Origin of the sequence: Corynebacterium efficiens YS-314, from assembly GCF_000011305.1 — a bacterium.
Classification (GTDB): domain Bacteria; phylum Actinomycetota; class Actinomycetes; order Mycobacteriales; family Mycobacteriaceae; genus Corynebacterium; species Corynebacterium efficiens.
On the sequence record NC_004369.1, the window covers coordinates 3,062,379 to 3,080,339 of the forward strand.

Sequence of the window (17,961 nt, forward strand, 5' to 3'; positions counted from 1 at the left end):
CCGGTGTGTTGCTGCAGTGTGGTGTTGCAGACATCCGGGGGTCTTCTCTTGGTTCTTGGCGCAGGCACGGGTGATACTGGGAGCATGAATACATCCCTCCCAGCATGCAGTCGTCGCACCTTCCTCCTGGGCACCGCCACCACCTTCGCCGGGGCATTCCTGGCCGCGTGTGGTAGCAACCCACCCAAGGAGATTGAAGCCACCGAGGTCCCGGTGGGCAGTGCGGTGATCCTCGGTTCGGTCATCATCGCCCAGCCCACCGAAGGTGAGTTCGTGGCCTATTCCTCCGCATGCCCCCACCAGGGACAGTTCATCACCAAGGTGGAGGGTGATGTGGTGACGTGCACCAAGCACAACTCCAAGTTCTCCATCATGGATGGTTCCCTCATCTCGGGGCCGGCCACCTCGGGTCTGCGCGAGGCGAACCTCACGCAGGAGGGAGATACCCTGAGCGCCTCGGTGGTCTGATTCTCCGCGCAATAAGTAGAGGGCGATGTTTCACGTGAAACATCGCCCTCTTTTCTAGCTGCCCCGGAGGCTTTAGACCGTCACCTTCTCCGGCCACACACCACGCCAATAGGACGCGGGGTAGGGGATCTCCTCGTTGGGCAGGCCCAGTTCATGGGCCGCGCGCAGAGGCCAGGATGGGTCGCGGAGGACGGCCCGGCCGAGGCTGATGATGTCGGCGAGCCCGTCGTCGAGAAGCTCCTGCGCCTGGGCGGGCTCGGTGATGAGACCGACCGCGGAGGTCGGGATGCCTACCTCGCGCTTGACCCGGGCGGCGAAGTCGACCTGGTAGCCCGGGCCCACCGGGATGCGGGCGGGTGCGGCACCGCCGGTGGAGATGTCCACGGCATCCACGCCCAGACCCTTGAGGATCTCCACGAGACGAACCGTCTGATCCGCATCCCAGGACGGCTCATCGTCGATCCAGTCGGTGGCGGACAAACGCACCACAAGGGGCATCTCCTCGGGGATGGTCGCGCGCACGGCCGTGACCACCTCGCGGATGAGGCGGGTGCGGTTGTCGAAGGAGCCACCGTAATCGTCGGTGCGCTTGTTGGCCAGGGGAGTGAGGAACTGGTGGAGGAGGTACCCGTGGGCACCGTGGATCTCGATGGAATCGAACCCGGCTTCCACAGCACGGCGCGAAGCAGCGGCGAAATCCTCAACCACCTTCCGGATATCCGCCAGGGTCATTTCCTCGGGCACGTCCAGCCCCTTCTGCGCCACGGCGCTGGGGCCGAGGATCCGCCAACCACCCTCCGCCACCGGGACGGTTCCGCTCGGATTGCCTGGAAGCCACGGGTAGGTGCCCGCCTTACGTCCGGCGTGGTTGAGCTGCACACCCATCGGCGCCCCCTGGGTGTGGGCGAAGTCGGTGATGCGCTTCCAGGCGTGCACCTGCTCGTCATTCCACAGTCCGGTGCAGGCGGGGGAGATCCGCCCCTCGGGGCTCACTCCGGTGGCCTCGGCGATGATGAGCCCGAAGCCTCCTGCCGCGCGGGCACCGTAGTGCACCAGGTGCCAGTCATTGGGCACGCCGTCCCCGGTGGTCACCTGGTACTGGCACATGGGCGCCATCCACACCCGGTTGCGGACGGTGAGGCCACGGAGCTGGAGAGGGGAGAAGAGTGAAGTCATGATGTCGACGATAGTCCACCGGATCTCCCAGCGGGAAGCAGGGAGCACAGAAAAATGGTGAAAATGGGTGAAAATCGTCCAGCGATCGCAGTTTCCAAACTACCCCGGAGTATGGACACACAACATCACAGTGACGTAAATAAACGCTACAGAGAATGATCAACCAACAATAGGAAAATAGATTATCCATTGGATAAAAAGTGGGTCGACCCCATTATGGGAATCTCTGCAGAATGTAAACCCAATCATGGGAACTGCCTGTTCGGCATTGCCGCAGGTCATACTTTAGTGGGGGAATCCAATAATTGGTTTCCTCACCAAAAACACCGAACTTCTGGCGCCATCAGCATGTCCGCCAACTCCACGACGGGCCCGGGACTCACCCTACGCGATCAACGACATCACCCACCAGCCCCCTGCAAACTGCTGGATGCATGCACAGACAAATCCTCTGACGCACTGAAGTGAACACTACATGACGCACCCGGATCACCTTCGGACGGGGGAGCCTGGGCGACCCCCTCTGCAAGGATCCCGGATGCCCTCAGCCGCACTCCACCGGTCACCAGCGGGGGCCGTACACTAAACCACATGCTTGCACGCCTGAAACGGTTGGATCCGTTAATCGTCCTGATCATTCTGGCGGTCATCATTGCCATCATCGTGCCGGCGAGGGGAACATTCGCCGAATGGTTCGATGTGGCGGTGAAGATCGCCATCGCCCTGTTGTTCTTCCTCTATGGAGCACGCCTGTCCACGCAGGAGGCCCTCAACGGTCTGAAGCACTGGCGACTCCACCTGACCATCCTCGCCATCACCTTTGTCATCTTCCCGGTGATCGGTGTGGGCCTGGAGCCGCTGCTGTTCTTCATCTCCGAGGATCTCTACATGGGTATCCTCTTCCTCACGCTGGTGCCGTCCACCGTGCAGTCGTCGGTAGCGTTCACCTCGATCGCGAAGGGCAATATCGCCGGCTCCATCGTGGCGGCATCACTGTCGAACCTGGCGGGTGTGTTCTTCACCCCGCTGCTGGTGATGCTGCTCATGACCTCCGGTGGGAGGGCGGGGGTGGATCTGCAGGTGTTCGTGGACATCTCCATCCAGCTGTTGCTGCCGTTCATCCTGGGCCAGGTGGCCCGGCGGTGGGTCAAGGGGTTCGCCGCGAACAAGGCCACCAAGATCGTCGACCGCGGATCCATCGCCATGGTGGTCTACTCGGCGTTCTCCGCCGGCATGGTCGCGGGTGTCTGGTACACGATCAGCGTGTGGGAGATCGTCTTCCTCATTGTGTTCTCCATTGCGCTGGTGGTGGCGATGCTGTGGCTGTCCATGTTCATCGCCACGCGCTTCGGCTTCAACCGCGGTGATTCCATCGCCATCCAGTTCTGCGGCACCAAGAAGTCCCTGGCCACCGGCCTGCCCATGGCTGCGGTCATCTTCGGCGGGGCGAATGTGGGTCTGCTCATCCTGCCGCTGATGATCTTCCACCAGATCCAGCTCATGATCTGTGCCTGGCTGGCCGCGCGTTATGGCCGCGATGCGCAGGAGCAGAAGGCCCACGCCTCCGCATAGATTCCACCCAGGACGACCACCATTTCCACACGGCAACACCCACGACCCACGTGGGGGTTGCCGTTTCTGCGTTTGCGCGCCCCTTGCTCGTCCCCATAGCTTGTCGACGCCTGACACCCCCCGTTTTTCCTCCTCACCCACCACCTGGTGTTACGGTTTTTGCTGAAGGTGTACCCCACCAGTTGCCCCCCATGATTGTTTCCCGTGACTGTTTCCCAGAAAGCCTCCACACCATGACAACGCCAGCAACCCCTACCCGCCAGACCCTCCTTGACGCCTACTTCGGTGAATATGGTGGACAGTTCGTCCCGGAGGTTCTCCTCCCGGCGCTCGATGAGTTGGAGCGGGCCTATGTGGAGGCCCTGGAGGATCCCACGTTCCAGCAGGAACTGGATGATCTCTACACCAATTACCTCGGCCGCCCCACCCCGATCACCGAGTGCGCCAACCTGCCGCTCGAGGGGCAGGGGAGGGGTACCGCGCGGATCTTCCTCAAGCGGGAGGATCTGGTCCACGGTGGTGCGCACAAGGGCAACCAGACCATCGGGCAGGCACTGCTGGCCAAGCGCCTGGGTAAGACCCGTCTCATCGCGGAGACCGGCGCCGGTCAGCATGGCACCGCCACCGCAATGGTGGCAGCTCTGTTCGGGATGAAGTGCACCGTCTACATGGGTGCCAAGGATGTCGCCCGTCAGCAGCCGAATGTCTACCGCATGCGACTGATGGGTGCGGAGGTGGTCGCGGTGGATGAGCAGTCCGGCAACGGCCTGAGCTCCGCAATCGATGTGGCCATCAACGACTGGGTGAACAACCTGGAGGACACCCACTACCTGCTGGGCACCGCCGCGGGCCCGCACCCGTTCCCCACCCTGGTCAAGAAGTTCCACTCGGTGATCTCCCGGGAGTCCCGTGAGCAGATGCTGGAGCGCACCGGTGCGCTGCCTGATGCCGTGGTCGCCTGCGTGGGTGGTGGTTCCAACGCCATCGGTGCGTTCGCCCAATATCTGGAGGATCAGCCCGGCAATGAGAAGGTCCGCCTCATCGGTGTGGAACCTGCCGGCTACGGTTTGGATACAGACCTCAATGGCGCGCCCATCCACGAGGGTCGGACCATGCACCTGCACGGATCAAACTCCTACGCCCTGCTCGATGAGGACGGTAACCTCCGCAACTCCCATTCTGTCTCCGCCGGTCTGGATTACCCCGGTGTGGGCCCGGAGCACGCCCACCTCAAGGACACCGGTCGCGCTGAGTACGTGGGCGCCACCGACGCCGAGGCCCTGCAGGCTTTCCGCATGCTCTCCCGTTATGAGGGCATCATCCCCGCCCTGGAATCCAGCCATGCGCTGGCCCACGCCCTCAAGATGGCTGCCGAGGCCACCGAACCGATCAACATCCTGGTCAATCTCTCCGGTCGTGGCGACAAGGATGTCGCCTATGTGCGCCAGCTCCTCGGTGATCACGCCGCCCTGGACCCGGCCACCGATGTGCTCACCGAGGTTGATGTCCTGGGTGTGCTGGAGGAGCTCACCCCGCAGGCAGATACGGCCTAGTCAACGGCGTCTTCTTGGCGAATCCGCACCGGCTGCCCCTGGCGGGACGTTCCCTCAGCGCTATGGTCCCTGGTGGCGGGCCTACTATCTCTTCGTCCGACTCCGGGCTAGCGGGGTGTGGCAGGATGTCCACACCCGGCTGCTTACCCACGCCCAGGAGCAGGGACAACTCTCTGGGAGGTCAGTGTCGATTCCACCGCCGCCCGGGGCAACGTTCATGCCGCTGGCGCAGGAAATGATAGTCCTGCCCGGCACCCAGGAGAGCCTGCTGATCATGGGTTCGGACGATCCTGTGGTGGGTGGTCGACGAAGATCCATGTGGGCATCGATGTCGGCTGTGGGGCGCGGTCGTTTCTGATCACCCCTGGCCAGGCAAGTAATGATCCTCAGATGGTGCCGGCACTCGACAGAATCCGGGTATCCATCCCGGGCCGTGGTCGGCCGTGGTGTCGACCCGCGCGGGTACTGGCGGACAATGCGTACTCCTCCCGGGCAAACGGGGCGTGACTGCTGCCCAGGGAGCTTGTCGACGCCCGACTCACCCTGCACGGGGGAGCGACCCCGATATAGTGGATAGGGTGGAGTTCGCCTCATATCAGATGAGATAATCCTTTGACACGGCTGGCTTCGAGATTAAAGGATAGGGCGATGACGCAACAGAACCCATGGGCACCCGACCCCAACCAACCCTCCGACCCTGCGGAGGGTTCCTCCGGTGCGCCGAATCCGTGGTCTGCTGGTTCCGCGCCCCGTAATCCCTGGGAAAGCAACCCGGAAACGACATCATTCCCGCCGGTTGCCGGGCAGAATGTGCAGGGCGCTGCTCATGCTTCGTACCAGGGACCGGGTTCCTACCAGGCGCAGACCACACGCAACAACGGGTGGATACTGCCCGTGATCATCGTTGCCCTCCTGCTTGCCCTCATCGCTGCCGGCGCGGTCATTGCCCGTCAGGCCGGGATCTTGTCCTTCGGGGCCACGGATACCGGGGAACCCGTCATCGTCACCGAGATCGTCGTTGCCCCGGAGGAGGAGAGGGTGGATGCACCACCAGCAGCGCCGGTGGAGCAGGAGGTGGCCCGACCATCCCGTGCCTCCCTGCCCGCCTCTGCCTTCGCAGCCAACGCATCAGCCCGTGCTGGGAACCCGGACGGCAATTTCGACAATGTGTATACCGGCAGCAGCGTGACCAGTCAGGAATTCGCCCAGCAGGTCCGGGTCGCCTTCGTCGATTATCACCTGGCGACCGGCCAGACCACCGGGACGATCACGGCCTACAGCCCGGTGACGGGGTTGTCCTATTCCATGAACTGCACCGACAACGGTGACTATGTCACCTGCACCGGTGGTAACAACGCGGTTGTCTACATCTCATGATCCCCGGTTCCCGGCTCCGGTTCTGGGGGGCCGCACTAACTGCCTCAGTGGTGCTGAGTGGTTGCACCATCGACACCACCGACACCTCCGGGAGCTCGGGGCCACCGACCTCCACGGTGACGATCACCAGCACCCCCACCTCACCACCCGCCGCCGAGGTGCCCATGCTGCCGGCGGAAGAACCGCAGCAGGGGGAGTCCCTGGCACAGGCACTGCAGGGTGCGGTTGATCAGACGATCGCGGTGCACGGCGGGACGGCAGGCATCGCCGTCTCCGATGGATCCACGGAAGTGACGGCCGGTGATATGAGCGCCGCCGCTGCATGGTCCACAATCAAGGTGCCCATCGCTATCGCAGCGCTGCGCCAGGATCCGGCCCAGACCGCAAATGTCACCGCAGCGATCCAGTGGTCAGATAACAACGCCGCCGAAGCACTGTGGGCATCACTGGGCACCCCGGAACAGGCTGGCCAGGCGACAACCGACATCCTGCGGGAGGGCAGGAACGATGTCACTGTCAACACGGCAGTCACACGGGATGGTTTCAGTTCTTTCGGTCAGGCCATGTGGAGCCCTACTGATCAGGCGCGTTTTGCCGCCACCCTCGGGTGCATCAGCGGGAGCGAACCGGTGCTGGAGCACATGGCGATGGTGGAGCCGGGTCAGTCGTGGGGGATAGGGCGACTCCCCGGTGCGCGATTCAAGGGTGGGTGGGGTCCGCAACCCGACGGGGCCTACAGCATCCGCCAGTTCGGGCTGAGCACCGACCCGGCAAGTGGCCAGACCACAGCGCTGGCCATAATCGCCAGGCCCGGATCGGGCTCCTTCGCAGATGCTCAGGCCATGGCCGACACGCTAATATCCACTGTGCAGCCAGCGCTGGCACAGGCACCCACCACCGCCTGCTAGATTCCCCGCATCACTTCACCCACAGCACATCTGAGAGATCGAGAAGCACCATGACCAACCCCTGGGATAGTTCACCCGACCAACCCGGCCATGAACATCACACCCCCGGGATGCAGAACCCATGGGACAATCCCCAGGATGCACATCCGCAGCCCACGACACCCCCTGGAAAAAACCAAACCAGCGGGCTCCTCATCGGGTTGATCATACTTCTCAGTCTCGTGGTCATCGCCGTTCTTGCATGGTTGTTCATCGGTGGACGCCCGGGGGATTCCACGGTCGCGGAGACCGCCAGCCCGGACACGGTCACGGTGGTCGTGACAACTCAGCCGGAGGCACCCAGCGCCACCGAGCGCAGTACTGTCACTGTGGCCCCGACGCCCAGCACCCTGGAGACGGCAGCCCCCACCACATCTCAGTCCTCCGCCCGCTCCGTCGAGAGGAGCACCACCCCACAACCTCCGGTCGCGGTGATTCCCCCGGCCGCGCAGCAGGCGGGCCTGACCGCGACCGGTTGGATCGACAATTCCGCCACGCGGTGTCGCGGAAATGAGAACCTCATCTACGCCGGCCGCGACAGCGACGCGTGGATCACCGTGTGCGAGGGCGGAGGGCAGATGACCTACCGTTCCAACATCTTCGGAGGCACCCTCACTGCAACAGTGGACCCGGCGCGCTCCAATCCGGCGACGGGCGAATTCTATGTCAACGCCTCCCCGTCCATCATCGAGGTTGTCGGTGGTGGAGTGGAGGTCACCCAGGGTGGGGCAGTCATCGCCCAGAAGAGTTTCCCCTCCGCGTGGGTGATGTACTAAAGGCTTCCCCAATGTTTCACGTGAAACATTGCCCCCACCTCCCGCACGTAACCTGGAGAGGTGCGGGAGGGGAGCGTCGTCAAGCAGACTCGTGGGCTTTGAACAGACCCGTCGGCGGGGCTGGGTCAGGCGCCATCGCGGCGGTGGCATGCCCGCGCAGAGAGGTGGCGCAGGCCAGACCCGCCGCGGTGCCCGTACCCATCGCGATCGGGATGAGCTGCCACCCGGCGATGATATCGCCAGCAGCGTAGACACCCTCCACGCTGGTGAGCTGGTACCCGTTGATCACCGGCTGGCCCTCATGATCAAGATTGCACCCCAGCTGCCGGGCGAGGTCATTGGCGGGGTGGTGGGCGTAGGAGAAGAACACCGTGCTGCCCTCAACCACCTCACCACCGGCAAGGCGCACCCCCTCCAGCGCACCGGGTTTGCCGATGAACGCCTCGGCGGGGCCGTCCACCACCTCAATTCCATGGGAACCCAGCATTGACCGCTGCCCCTGTGTGAAAGCCTCCGCATTCTCGGCGATGATGCGGACCGCGCCCGCCCATTCGAGCACCTCCGCGGCATAAGCGGGCACATGCGGCCCGGAACCCAGCACGATCGCCGTCTGCCCCCGGGCCGTGAGACCATCACAGGCCAGACAGTGGAAGACATCCCGGCCATAGTGGTCATGGAACCCGGCGACCTTGGGGAAACGGTCCCGCACCCCGCTGGCCAGGACGATTCGCTGAGCGCTGACCTCGACCATCCCATCAGCGTCCATCCCCTCGATCACCGCGCGGAATAATCCGTCCCCACTACGACTGAGGCCGGTGACCGTACCCTGACGCAGCAGCACATGTGGATACTGTTCCAATCCGGCGCGGGCGTCGGCGAGGAGTTCCCGGGCGGTGGTGGGATCACGCCCCAGCAGGCCGTGGGCATACTGGGCGGGCAGGTTGCGCTGATTCCCGGCATCGACAACCAGGGTGGAGCGTTGGTAGCGGCCGAGCCAGGTGGCGGCGGATAACCCGGCGGGCCCACCCCCGACCACGAGGACATCCACATCAGGGGGAAGGTCAATGCTCATGACGGGGTCTCCAGACGGTGGTGGGGTTCGCGGTTCGGCGTGGGGCCCCACTGTACGGCACAACCGGAAACGGACCTGCTGCCGTCGCCGCGCCACCCCTGGGCCGGAGGGGGAGGGAAAGATATTGAAACCATTGCCGTGGGTTGGCACCAACAGGCAAGATGGGTCTATGCGCACTTTCGGAGTTGAGGAAGAACTGCTGCTGGTGGACGCAGTGACCTTTTCTCCGCTGCCCGCCGGGGACAGGGCCGTCCAGTTGCACACCGAGGCCCACGAAGCGACGGGCACCGATCCCGGTGGATATGAGATCACCAGGGAATTCCAGCAGGAGCAGTTCGAGGTGGCCTACCCACCCCAGACCACGCTCGCCGACCAGCTGGAGACGATCCGGGCCGGGCGGGCGCTGGCGGACACGGCCGCCTCCCGGGTGGGGGGCCGCGTGGTTGCCCTGCCCACCTCACCGGGTCCGATCTCCCCGCATCTGGTGCCCAATCCCCGTTATCAACGGATCAGTGAACGCTTCGGGTTCACGGTGAAGGAACAGCTCACCTGCGGTTTCCACATCCATGTTCAGGTGGAGTCTCCGGCGGAGGCGGTGGCGGTGCTGGACCGGGTCCGGGTGTGGTTGCCGGTGGTGTTGGCTCTGAGTGCGAATTCCCCGTTCTGGCAGGGGTTTGATACTGATTTCGCCTCCTACCGTTATCAGGCGTGGAACCGGTGGCCCACCGCCGGACCGACCGATGTGTTCGGTTCGGCGGATGCCTATGAACAGCACCGGGCTGCGCTCCTGAGCGCCGGGGTCCCGCTGGATCCCGGCATGCTCTACTTCGATGCCCGGGTGTGCGAACATCATCCCACCGTCGAGATCCGCGTGGCGGATGTGTGCCTGGAGGCCGAGCACACCGCGGTGATCGCCACGCTGGTGCGCGCCCTGGTGGAGACGGTGGCGCGGGAGTGGGCGGCGGGTATGCCCGCACCTGACGTGCCCGCCTCGGTGCTGCAACTCTGGTCATGGCGGGCCAGCCGGTACGGAACGGAGGAGGAGCTGATCGATCAGGCCACCGGCCAACCCGCACCCGCCGCGGAGGTGCTCGCCGGCTTCCTCAGTTATCTCCGTCCGGTGCTCAGCGAGTACGGGGAGCTGGAAGTGGTCGAGGCGACGGTGGCGGACATCCTGCGTGAGGGGACCGGTGCCCGCCGTCAGCGCGCGGCGTACGCGGCGCGGGGCAGGCTTGTCGACGTCATCACCACCGCCCTCGACATCACCCACCGGAGATAACCGCACCCCCTGATCAGGGCGTGCGACGCGGCGGCAGGGTCCGGGTGGCCGGACCGTTGAGCACCTCACCGTCGACGGTGAACCGTGAGGCGTGGCAGGGGCAGTCCCAGGTCCGTTCGGCACCGTTCCAGGCGACCTGGCATCCGAGGTGGGTGCAGGTGCTGGACACCGCATGGAGGTTTCCCGCCTCATCGCGGTAGCCGGCGACCTTCTTGCCACAGGAGTTGACGATCCCACCCTCACCCGGCTGGAGCTCGGTGATATCCGGTTGTTTCAGGCTGAGGACCCGGTCACCCACCATGCGGACCGCCACACGGGTGTTGGCTGTGAGGAATTTCGGTGCGGCGGCCAGCGCCTTGACCCGGGTGGTGGTGAACAGATCCGCCCAGGGGTTGGGGCGGCCGGAGATGGCGTCGGTAAGCAGCATCCCGGCGAGGGTGCCGGCGGTCAGACCCCACTTCTTGAAGCCGGTGGCCACGAACACCCGGCTGGAACGGGCGTTGACCGGGCCGATATAGGGGACGTGGTCATCCGGCATGTAGTCCTGGGAGGACCACCGGTGCTCGAAGGACTCGACATTCCAGTGCCGGTTCACAAAATCGCCCAGCTTGTCATAGCGTTCCGGCTGCGCCTTCGGCGAACCCGTGCTGTGGCTCTCACCCAGGACCATGAGCAGTTCACCACCGTCGTGGGGCACCGACCTGATGGAGTACTGCGGTGCCCCGGCCGCCATGAAGCTGGCATCGGGGAGGGGGTTGTGGATACGCGCGGTGACCACATAGGACCGGGAGGCGTACGCCCGGGCGAACATGAGGGAACGATCGAGGAAGGGCATGAGGGTGGCCACCACAACATGGTCGGCCCGGATCAGACCGTTCGGGGTGTGCACAACGCACCCGCCCCCGGACTCGTCGACATCGGTGCCACGGGTGTTCTCGAAGATCTCCACCCCGGCCTCGGTGGCCAGTCGGGTGAGGCCATCCATATAGCGCCCCGCATGGAATTCAGCCTGGTTATCAAAACGCATGCCACCGCGGGTGCGGAAGGGCAGCGCCACCGACTCATCGAAGAACGCAGGCAGACCGGCCTGCTGCGCGGCCTTGGTCTCTTCCTCCAGCTGTTTCCGCTCACCGGAGTTGGTGGCGTAGATGATCGAGGACCGGCGCCGGAAATCGCAGTCAATGCCCTCATCGACAAAACCCGCGACCTGCTCCTTGGCGGCCTCCATCGCCTGGGCATAGACCCGGGCGCCATCATGGCCGTGGGTCTTGGTGATGCGCGCATAGGTCAGATGATGCTGGCTGGTCACCTTGCCGGTGGTGTACCCGGTGGTACCGGTACCCACCTTGTTCTGATCGATCAGACACACCGACCTGCCCTCACGGGCGAGCAGCAGGGCGGTGGTCATCCCGGTGATCCCACCTCCCACCACAGCCACATCGAATGAACGGTCACCTTCAAGTGCCGGGAAGTCCTGCGAGACAGCGTCCTCCTGCCACAGGGATGCATGCCTGGCCTGATGTGCTTGAGCAGTCATGGGCCCGATGCTACCTATGATGGCCGTCACATGCTGGGGGTGAGAGAGGGCACGACAGTCAGCCGGGCCCCGCAGGACCGCGCTCCGAAAGGCGTAAAGCGGCACCCCGGATGACCCTGGCGCCATTTAGATGCAGGACTAAGTGGGGCGGGCGGGGGGAATATCAATAATTTTTTTCATGTCAGGGGGACGGAACCTGCGCCCGCCACTTCCGAAGAAAAGCCCTGGTCAGAGCCCTGCAAGGGGGATGGCCCCTCTCAGCTTTCCCTCAAATTAGCTACCACGATCCACAGGCTAGCGCAGGATTTGTGTCGTGTCACACACCCGGAAGTTTCTATACGCTCGGCCAGGCAAGAAGATTTCCAGGATTGATGATCGTAAGGATGACCCGATGACAACGAACCCGGATAACACTCGCACAGCCGGCGCTGCCAAAGATGAAGCCGCCAATGTCAAGGACAAGGCTTTCGACGCCGCCGGACAGGTAGCTGGCACCGCCAAGGAGGAAGCTGCCAACGTCAAGGACGAGGCCATGAAGCAGGCTCGCTCTCTGACGGATTCGGCACTGGAGGAAGTTAATACCCAGGCCTCCACCCAGCAGAAGCGCATTGCGGAGCAGTCCCGCACCATCACCGATGATCTGTCCCGTCTGGCCCGTGGGGAGCGCGCAGAGTCGGACATGGTCAACCAATTCATCTCCATGGCCGCCGACCGCGCCCAGCAGTTCACCACCCAGCTGGAGAACAAGGAGCCGAAGGAGCTGCTTAACGACGTCCGTCGTTTCGCCGCCCGCCGCCCCGGCACCTTCCTGGCCATCGCCGCTGGTATCGGCATTGTCGCCGGCCGTTTCACCCGTGGCCTCTCCGACCGCGACGATGATACCCCGACCACCACACCGTCCCAGCCCAAGTCCGGTATCTCCAACACCGGCCTTCATCCAACCCAGACGGTAGTGCCTCCGGTAGAGCCGGGTCTGGTCGATCCCGTGTCCGGTGTTGCCCCCGCCGACTACCCGGGTACCGCACCCGGCGCGGCTGCGGGCACGGTTCCGGGTACGGTTCCCGGAACCACCCCGGGCACTCCGGGGGCTGCTGGCACCAACCCCGACCTGCCACTCGGTGGACACCCGGACCCACTTGCCGGACGTCCCGACCCACTCGGTGGGGGACTGCCTGACGATCTCACCGATCCAAACACCCGGGGAGGTCGACTATGAGTTCCAGCCCAGTGGATCCAACCAGAGCCACCCCAACGGCGAGATCGTACCCCGACCCGCACCTGACTGAACCCATCGCGGGTTCCACCCGGGCACCGGACACCGAGGCAGAGGTCCGCGCCCGCAATGAATCCCTCGGCGAGATGTTCTCCGGACTGGCGGAACGGCTCTCCACCCTGATCCGTCAGGAGATCAAACTGGCCAAGGCGGAGGCAACCGAGTCCGCCAAGGAGGCCGGTGCCGGGGCGGGAATGCTCGCCGGTGCAGCCGTGGGCGGATTCTTTGTCCTGATGTTTTTGTCCCTGGCCCTGACGTGGGCCCTCGGAAATGTGATGAACCTGGGCTGGGCCGCGCTGATCGTGGCCATTCTCTGGGCGATTATCGCCGCGGTGCTCGGCGCCGTGGGGAAGAAGCGCCTGGAGCAGGTGAAAGGCCTTCCCCAAACCCAGGAGAGTGTGCAGGAAATCCCACCGACATTGAACCCGAACAAGGAGACACCATGAGCGACAATCCTGATCAGATCCGAGCCGACATCGACCGTACCCGCCACGAGCTCAGCCGCGATGTTGATGCCCTGGCGGAGAAGGTCGACCCCCATAAGGTTGTTGACCGTCAGACCGACAAGATCCGTGACAAGGTTCGCGGTTTCCAGGAATCGATAATGGGCAGCCCCGATGACGATCACCGCACCCTCGATGATGCCAAGGCCTATGCGCAGGATGCCAAGGACCGGGCAGGTGAGGTGGTCCATGACGCTCCCGCACAGGTCAAGCAGCGCACCCGGGGCAACCCGCTCGCCGCGGGACTCATCGCCCTCGGCGCCGGCTGGCTCATCGGCTCCATGATGCCCGCCAGCAAGCCGGAGCAGGAAGCCGCGGCTACGCTGAAGGACAAGGCCGAGCCCCTCGTCGAGGAGGCCAAGAGCACCGCCCAGGAGATGGGTGAGCACCTCAAGCCACAGGCACAGGAAGCAGCCCAGACCCTGCAGGACACCGGTCGTTCCAGTGTGCAGAACGTCCAGGAGGAGGGAAAGCACCATGCCTCCACCCTCAAGGACGACACCCAGCAGGCCGCGCAGCACGTGAAGGACGAAGCGCAGAACTCCTAGGTGCGTATAGTCACCGATGCATCATCGCCGCCCGAGGGGGCAGTTCGGTGAACTGCCCCCTCGGGCGGCTTTTTTCGTCGCAAAGCAGCAGGGGGCGCACCCACGGGGCAACTAAATCGTTAATCCGTGAATCAAAGCCGTGGGACTGGGCTAGGGTCACCTATCTATAGCAACTCCGGAGGATAGGAGCCCCACAGCATGTCCACTGTCTCCCAGTCGACCGCCCCCACGCGCACCCGGCAGCGTGAGGGGAACGCCACCTGGATCGTCGTGGTGGTCTGTGGTGTCATCGCAGCGATGCACATCTGGAAACTACCCAGTGCCCTCACCGAGGTCCAGGGGGATCTCAGCATCAGTCTGGTGCAGGCCGGTCTGCTGTTGGGATTGGTGCAGTTGGCCGGAATGCTGGGTGGGATCCCGGCCTCCGTCGTGAGTGAGCGTGTCGGCCTGCGCCGCACCATGGCACTCGGCCTGGGGCTGCTGGTGGCGGGCACGGTGATCAGCGCCCTGGCCACCACCTCCGGGGTGATGATGGCGGCCCGCGCACTGGAGGGCATCGGTTATCTCTCGGTCACGGTCACAGCTCCCGCCCTCATCCGCCGGGGGACACCAACCCACCGGCTGACCATCGCGATGGGGGCGTGGGCCGGGTTCCAGGGCACGGCGACCTTCATCGCGGTGTTGGGCAGCGCCCTCCTCCTCCAGGTCACCGACTGGCGCATGTGGTACTGGATGATGGCGGTGATCACCGCGATCGGGATTCCGCTGCTGCTGAGGTACACAGCCCAGGATCCACCGCGGGAGGGTGGGGTGGGAGCTGCCTTCCGACGGGTGTGGATCACCATGCATAGCTGGAAACCGTGGGTCGCCGGTGCGGTGTTCTCCTGTTACACCATCCAGTGGACCGCGGTGATCGGGTTCCTGCCCACCGTCTACCAGGAATACGGGGTCGGGTCCGTGCTCGGTGGCGCCCTGTCGGCGGTCGCAGGCGGGGTCAATGCGGTGGGTGCGGTGCTGGCGGGATTCCTGCTGCAACGCGGATTGCCCGTCCGCTCGCTGGTGGTCACCGCCTTCATAGTCATGGGCATCACCGCCATCGGTGTATATGCGGTGGACTGGTCCACACTGCCCGGCACCTTCATCACCCAGTTCATCCTGGTCTGCATCTTCTCGATGGTCGGCGCGCTGATCCCGACATCCATGTTCCGGATCGCCGTGGATCTGGCCCCACCCGGGGGTTCACCACCGGCGGTGGTGGGCCTGATGAACCAGATGCAGAACACCGGCAACTTCCTCGGGCCGGTGGTGCTGGCCTGGCTGGCCGCGCAGGCCGGCGGATGGCACACATCCTGGTGGCTCACCGCCACCGCGGGTGCTCTCGGTATCGCGCTGATCATGCTGTTTTCTGAGAAGCGGCTGGGGATTTCGCTGCGGGCGAAGTAGGCGTCGAAAAGCGCGTCGCTACGCTGGTGCCCACCGATGACCGGGGACGCACCCCCCAACGCACGCAACGGGAGAGAAAAATGACACCCCTCACCTTCAACCACCGGCTCCTCACGCAGGAGGTCAGGTTCGGCACCGGCCTCGCCGCCGTCAATGTCGGCCAGGCCGTCACCTCACTGGGAGCCAATCGGCCCATGCTCATCACCTCCGCCCGGGAGGAGTCGCAGGCCAGGCGGATCACCGACGGAACCGGGGTGGCTGCGGTGTTCACCGACGTGGTCATGCACGTGCCCAGGGAGGTGGCCGAGCGGGCGCGCCGGGTGGCGGCCGACGCGGATGTCGACGCACTGATCGCCATCGGCGGGGGTTCCACAATAGGCCTGGCCAAGGCGGTCGCGCTGACGAGTGGCCTGCCGATCATCGCCGTGCCCACCACCTATGCGGGATCGGAGGCCACCGCGGTGTGGGGCATGACCGAGAACCGCACCAAAACCACCGGCACCGATACCGCGGTGCTTCCCAGAGTCGTGGTCTACGATTCCGACCTGCTGTCCACGCTGCCCACCGGGATGACCGTCGCCTCGGGGCTGAACGCCCTGGCCCACTGCGTGGATTCCCTCTGGGCTCCCAAGGCCGATCCCATCAACCGGGCCCACGCCCTGGAGGGGGCCCGGCTGCTCCGGGATGGACTCGTGGGATTATCTGCGGCTCACGGCGCTGCAGATGAGGTCGGTGCTGCCCAGGAGGTGGCATCCCGGGAACTCACCCTCGCCGGGTGTTATCTCGCGGCCTTGAGTTTCTCCTCCGCCGGGGCCGGTCTCCACCACAAGATCTGCCATGTGCTCGGAGGCACCTTCAACCTGCCGCATGCGGAAACCCACGCGATTGTCCTGCCGCATGTCCTCCGGTTCAACGCAGCCGCCGGTGATGCGGCCCATGTGGGGCGCCTGGCCGAGGTGTTCGGGGTGGAGGACGCCGTCGACGGACTCGAGGAGCTGTATGAACGCATCAATGCACCCCGCCACCTGGGGGAGATCGGGTTCACCAAGGACAACATCCCGGAGGCCACCGAACACATCGTCGCCGCCGCACCCAAGGACAATCCGGTGCCCGTCACCGAAGACGCCATGACCCGCCTGCTCATGCAGGCACTCTGACCACACCGGGGCGAGGCCGTGTGCCGGGCGTCGTGTGCCCGGATCGGAAAGTAACATCTCCTAGATAAACCACGAAGGGTAACCAGATGGACAGGTGCCTTGAATCCAACTCGACGCGACCATGGCCTGGGGAAACCACACCCCGGCCATTGATCATACCTGATGTCTACTAGCCTGGGATCACCACAACGCGCACCGCGCGGCTCATCAGCATCACCCATCTCAGTGTTACCCATCAGGGTCACCCAGCCGCACACCCACGGACGGTGATCCGCCCCCCAGAGGAAGCGATAGAACATACATGAACTCCCCGGAGCACAAGAGCGACAGACACAACCCCGCCGATCCCACAGAGACCGCAGAGACCGCCGGAGCCCCACAGGATGGCCATCCCCAGGTCCCACACCGCACCCTGCTGGCCGGTTGTGGCAGGACCGCCACGCGTCTGGGGGAGAGCCTGGTGGCTGCGGGCGGGGAGGTGGTGGCGCTGCGGCGAAGCACCGGCAATCTGCCCAGGTCGTTCCAGCCGCTGTCGGTGGATCTGGTGGAGCCGCTGGAACAACGACTGCCGGATGTGGACGCGATGGTGATCACCCTCAGCCCCAGCATGGGGGAGGCTTCCACCCAGATCCCCGCCCAGGAGCAGGCCCAGTCACCCTGGCATCCCATGGGTTATCTCGACGCGCTGACCCACCTCGCGCAGGCGCTGCCCGCGGTCCCACCGCGGGTGGTGTTCGTGTCGTCCACCAGGGTATTTGAGGGGAAGGCGGGGGAGCAGGTGCTCACCGAGCAGGACGAGCCAGCCCCGATCACCCCACGTGGCAGGCTGCTGCGGGATGCGGAGCTGCTGGCCATCGACCTCTTCGACGCCCACATTGTGCGCCCCGCCGGGATCTACGGTCCGGACCGGGAGATGATGGTGCGGAAGGTGGTCAACCACACCCCGGTCCAGTACGCGCAACGCACCAACCGTATCCATGAGGTGGATCTGGCCCGCGCGCTGGAGGTGATGCTCACCCTGGAGAATCCGCCCGCAGTGCTCCATGCGGTGGATCAGCGTCCCGCGACCATGGGGGAGGTGGTCACCTTCATCGCCGATCAACTCGGGGTGGCACCACCGCCGGCGATGGAACCCGAGATGCCCGGCGGCACCGTCCTCAGCGGTGAGCTGCTGCTCAGCCTGCTCGGTTCGCTGCGCTATCCCACCTTCGAGGCGGGGTACGGCGCGCTGGGGTAGCAGATGCTTGTCGACGCCGACTGCACCCGCCCCGGCCAGCCGT

Annotated in this window: 16 protein-coding genes; 13 read left to right on the top strand and 3 right to left on the bottom strand. The window is 64.7% G+C overall.

The window, feature by feature from the left end; all coding sequences use genetic code 11:
• Positions 1-84 precede the first annotated feature (84 nt).
• Positions 85-468 (top strand): Rieske (2Fe-2S) protein, encoded by a 384-nt coding sequence (locus tag CE_RS14180; RefSeq protein ID WP_006768767.1) that lies wholly within the window; start codon positions 85-87, stop codon positions 466-468.
• Positions 469-540: 72 nt separating this feature from the next.
• Here the strand turns inward: CE_RS14180 and CE_RS14185 are convergent, their stop codons facing one another.
• Positions 541-1,644, bottom strand: a complete 1,104-nt coding sequence (locus tag CE_RS14185; protein WP_173362586.1) for an NADH:flavin oxidoreductase/NADH oxidase — start codon at positions 1,642-1,644, stop codon at positions 541-543.
• A 591-nt stretch (positions 1,645-2,235) separates the two neighbouring features.
• On the opposite strand from CE_RS14185, the gene CE_RS14190 reads away from it, so the two are divergent.
• The 5 genes from CE_RS14190 (at position 2,236) to CE_RS14210 (ending at position 7,869) form a co-directional block, all read left to right on the top strand.
• Entirely contained in the window at positions 2,236-3,216 is a 981-nt protein-coding gene (locus tag CE_RS14190; protein WP_006768764.1) for a bile acid:sodium symporter family protein, read from the top strand.
• 233 nt (positions 3,217-3,449) lie between these two features.
• Positions 3,450-4,769 (top strand): tryptophan synthase subunit beta, encoded by a 1,320-nt coding sequence (trpB, locus tag CE_RS14195; protein ID WP_006768763.1) that lies wholly within the window; start codon positions 3,450-3,452, stop codon positions 4,767-4,769.
• 648 nt (positions 4,770-5,417) lie between these two features.
• Positions 5,418-6,146 (top strand): hypothetical protein, encoded by a 729-nt coding sequence (locus tag CE_RS14535; protein WP_143758481.1) that lies wholly within the window; start codon positions 5,418-5,420, stop codon positions 6,144-6,146.
• Positions 6,143-7,054 (top strand): hypothetical protein, encoded by a 912-nt coding sequence (locus CE_RS14205; protein ID WP_006768759.1) that lies wholly within the window; start codon positions 6,143-6,145, stop codon positions 7,052-7,054. Before CE_RS14535 ends, CE_RS14205 begins: the two co-directional genes overlap by 4 nt.
• A 221-nt stretch (positions 7,055-7,275) precedes the next feature.
• Positions 7,276-7,869: a hypothetical protein gene (locus tag CE_RS14210; RefSeq protein ID WP_143758482.1), complete on the top strand. Its 594-nt coding sequence runs from the start codon at positions 7,276-7,278 to the stop codon at positions 7,867-7,869.
• A gap of 79 nt (positions 7,870-7,948) precedes the next feature.
• Here the strand turns inward: CE_RS14210 and CE_RS14215 are convergent, their stop codons facing one another.
• The gene (locus tag CE_RS14215) at positions 7,949-8,941 is read right to left on the bottom strand and encodes an NAD(P)/FAD-dependent oxidoreductase (RefSeq protein ID WP_006768757.1); all 993 of its coding nucleotides are present in this window, start codon (positions 8,939-8,941) and stop codon (positions 7,949-7,951) included.
• Between the two features lie 169 nt (positions 8,942-9,110).
• Here CE_RS14215 and CE_RS14220 point away from each other — a divergent pair, with 169 nt between their 5' ends.
• The gene (locus CE_RS14220) at positions 9,111-10,220 is read left to right on the top strand and encodes a glutamate--cysteine ligase 2 (protein WP_006768756.1); all 1,110 of its coding nucleotides are present in this window, start codon (positions 9,111-9,113) and stop codon (positions 10,218-10,220) included.
• 13 nt (positions 10,221-10,233) lie between these two features.
• On the opposite strand, the gene CE_RS14225 is transcribed toward CE_RS14220, so the two are convergent.
• Complete coding sequence (locus CE_RS14225; protein ID WP_231295077.1) at positions 10,234-11,757, bottom strand: FAD-dependent oxidoreductase; 1,524 nt, start codon at positions 11,755-11,757, stop codon at positions 10,234-10,236.
• Positions 11,758-12,148: 391 nt separating this feature from the next.
• Between CE_RS14225 and CE_RS14230 the strand changes: the two genes are divergently transcribed.
• From CE_RS14230 to CE_RS14255, 6 genes are all read left to right on the top strand, one after another.
• Complete coding sequence (locus tag CE_RS14230; protein ID WP_006768754.1) at positions 12,149-12,973, top strand: hypothetical protein; 825 nt, start codon at positions 12,149-12,151, stop codon at positions 12,971-12,973.
• A complete protein-coding gene (locus CE_RS14235; RefSeq protein ID WP_006768753.1) occupies positions 12,970-13,476 on the top strand; it encodes a phage holin family protein in 507 nt (168 codons plus the stop codon). Before CE_RS14230 ends, CE_RS14235 begins: the two co-directional genes overlap by 4 nt.
• Positions 13,473-14,081: a DUF3618 domain-containing protein gene (locus CE_RS14240; RefSeq protein WP_006768752.1), complete on the top strand. Its 609-nt coding sequence runs from the start codon at positions 13,473-13,475 to the stop codon at positions 14,079-14,081. The genes CE_RS14235 and CE_RS14240 overlap by 4 nt, the downstream gene beginning before the upstream one ends.
• A gap of 198 nt (positions 14,082-14,279) precedes the next feature.
• Positions 14,280-15,524: an MFS transporter gene (locus CE_RS14245; RefSeq protein ID WP_006768751.1), complete on the top strand. Its 1,245-nt coding sequence runs from the start codon at positions 14,280-14,282 to the stop codon at positions 15,522-15,524.
• 80 nt (positions 15,525-15,604) lie between these two features.
• The gene (locus tag CE_RS14250) at positions 15,605-16,681 is read left to right on the top strand and encodes a maleylacetate reductase (RefSeq protein WP_006768750.1); all 1,077 of its coding nucleotides are present in this window, start codon (positions 15,605-15,607) and stop codon (positions 16,679-16,681) included.
• A gap of 301 nt (positions 16,682-16,982) precedes the next feature.
• Entirely contained in the window at positions 16,983-17,918 is a 936-nt protein-coding gene (locus tag CE_RS14255; RefSeq protein WP_006768749.1) for an SDR family oxidoreductase, read from the top strand.
• Positions 17,919-17,961: the final 43 nt, after the last annotated feature.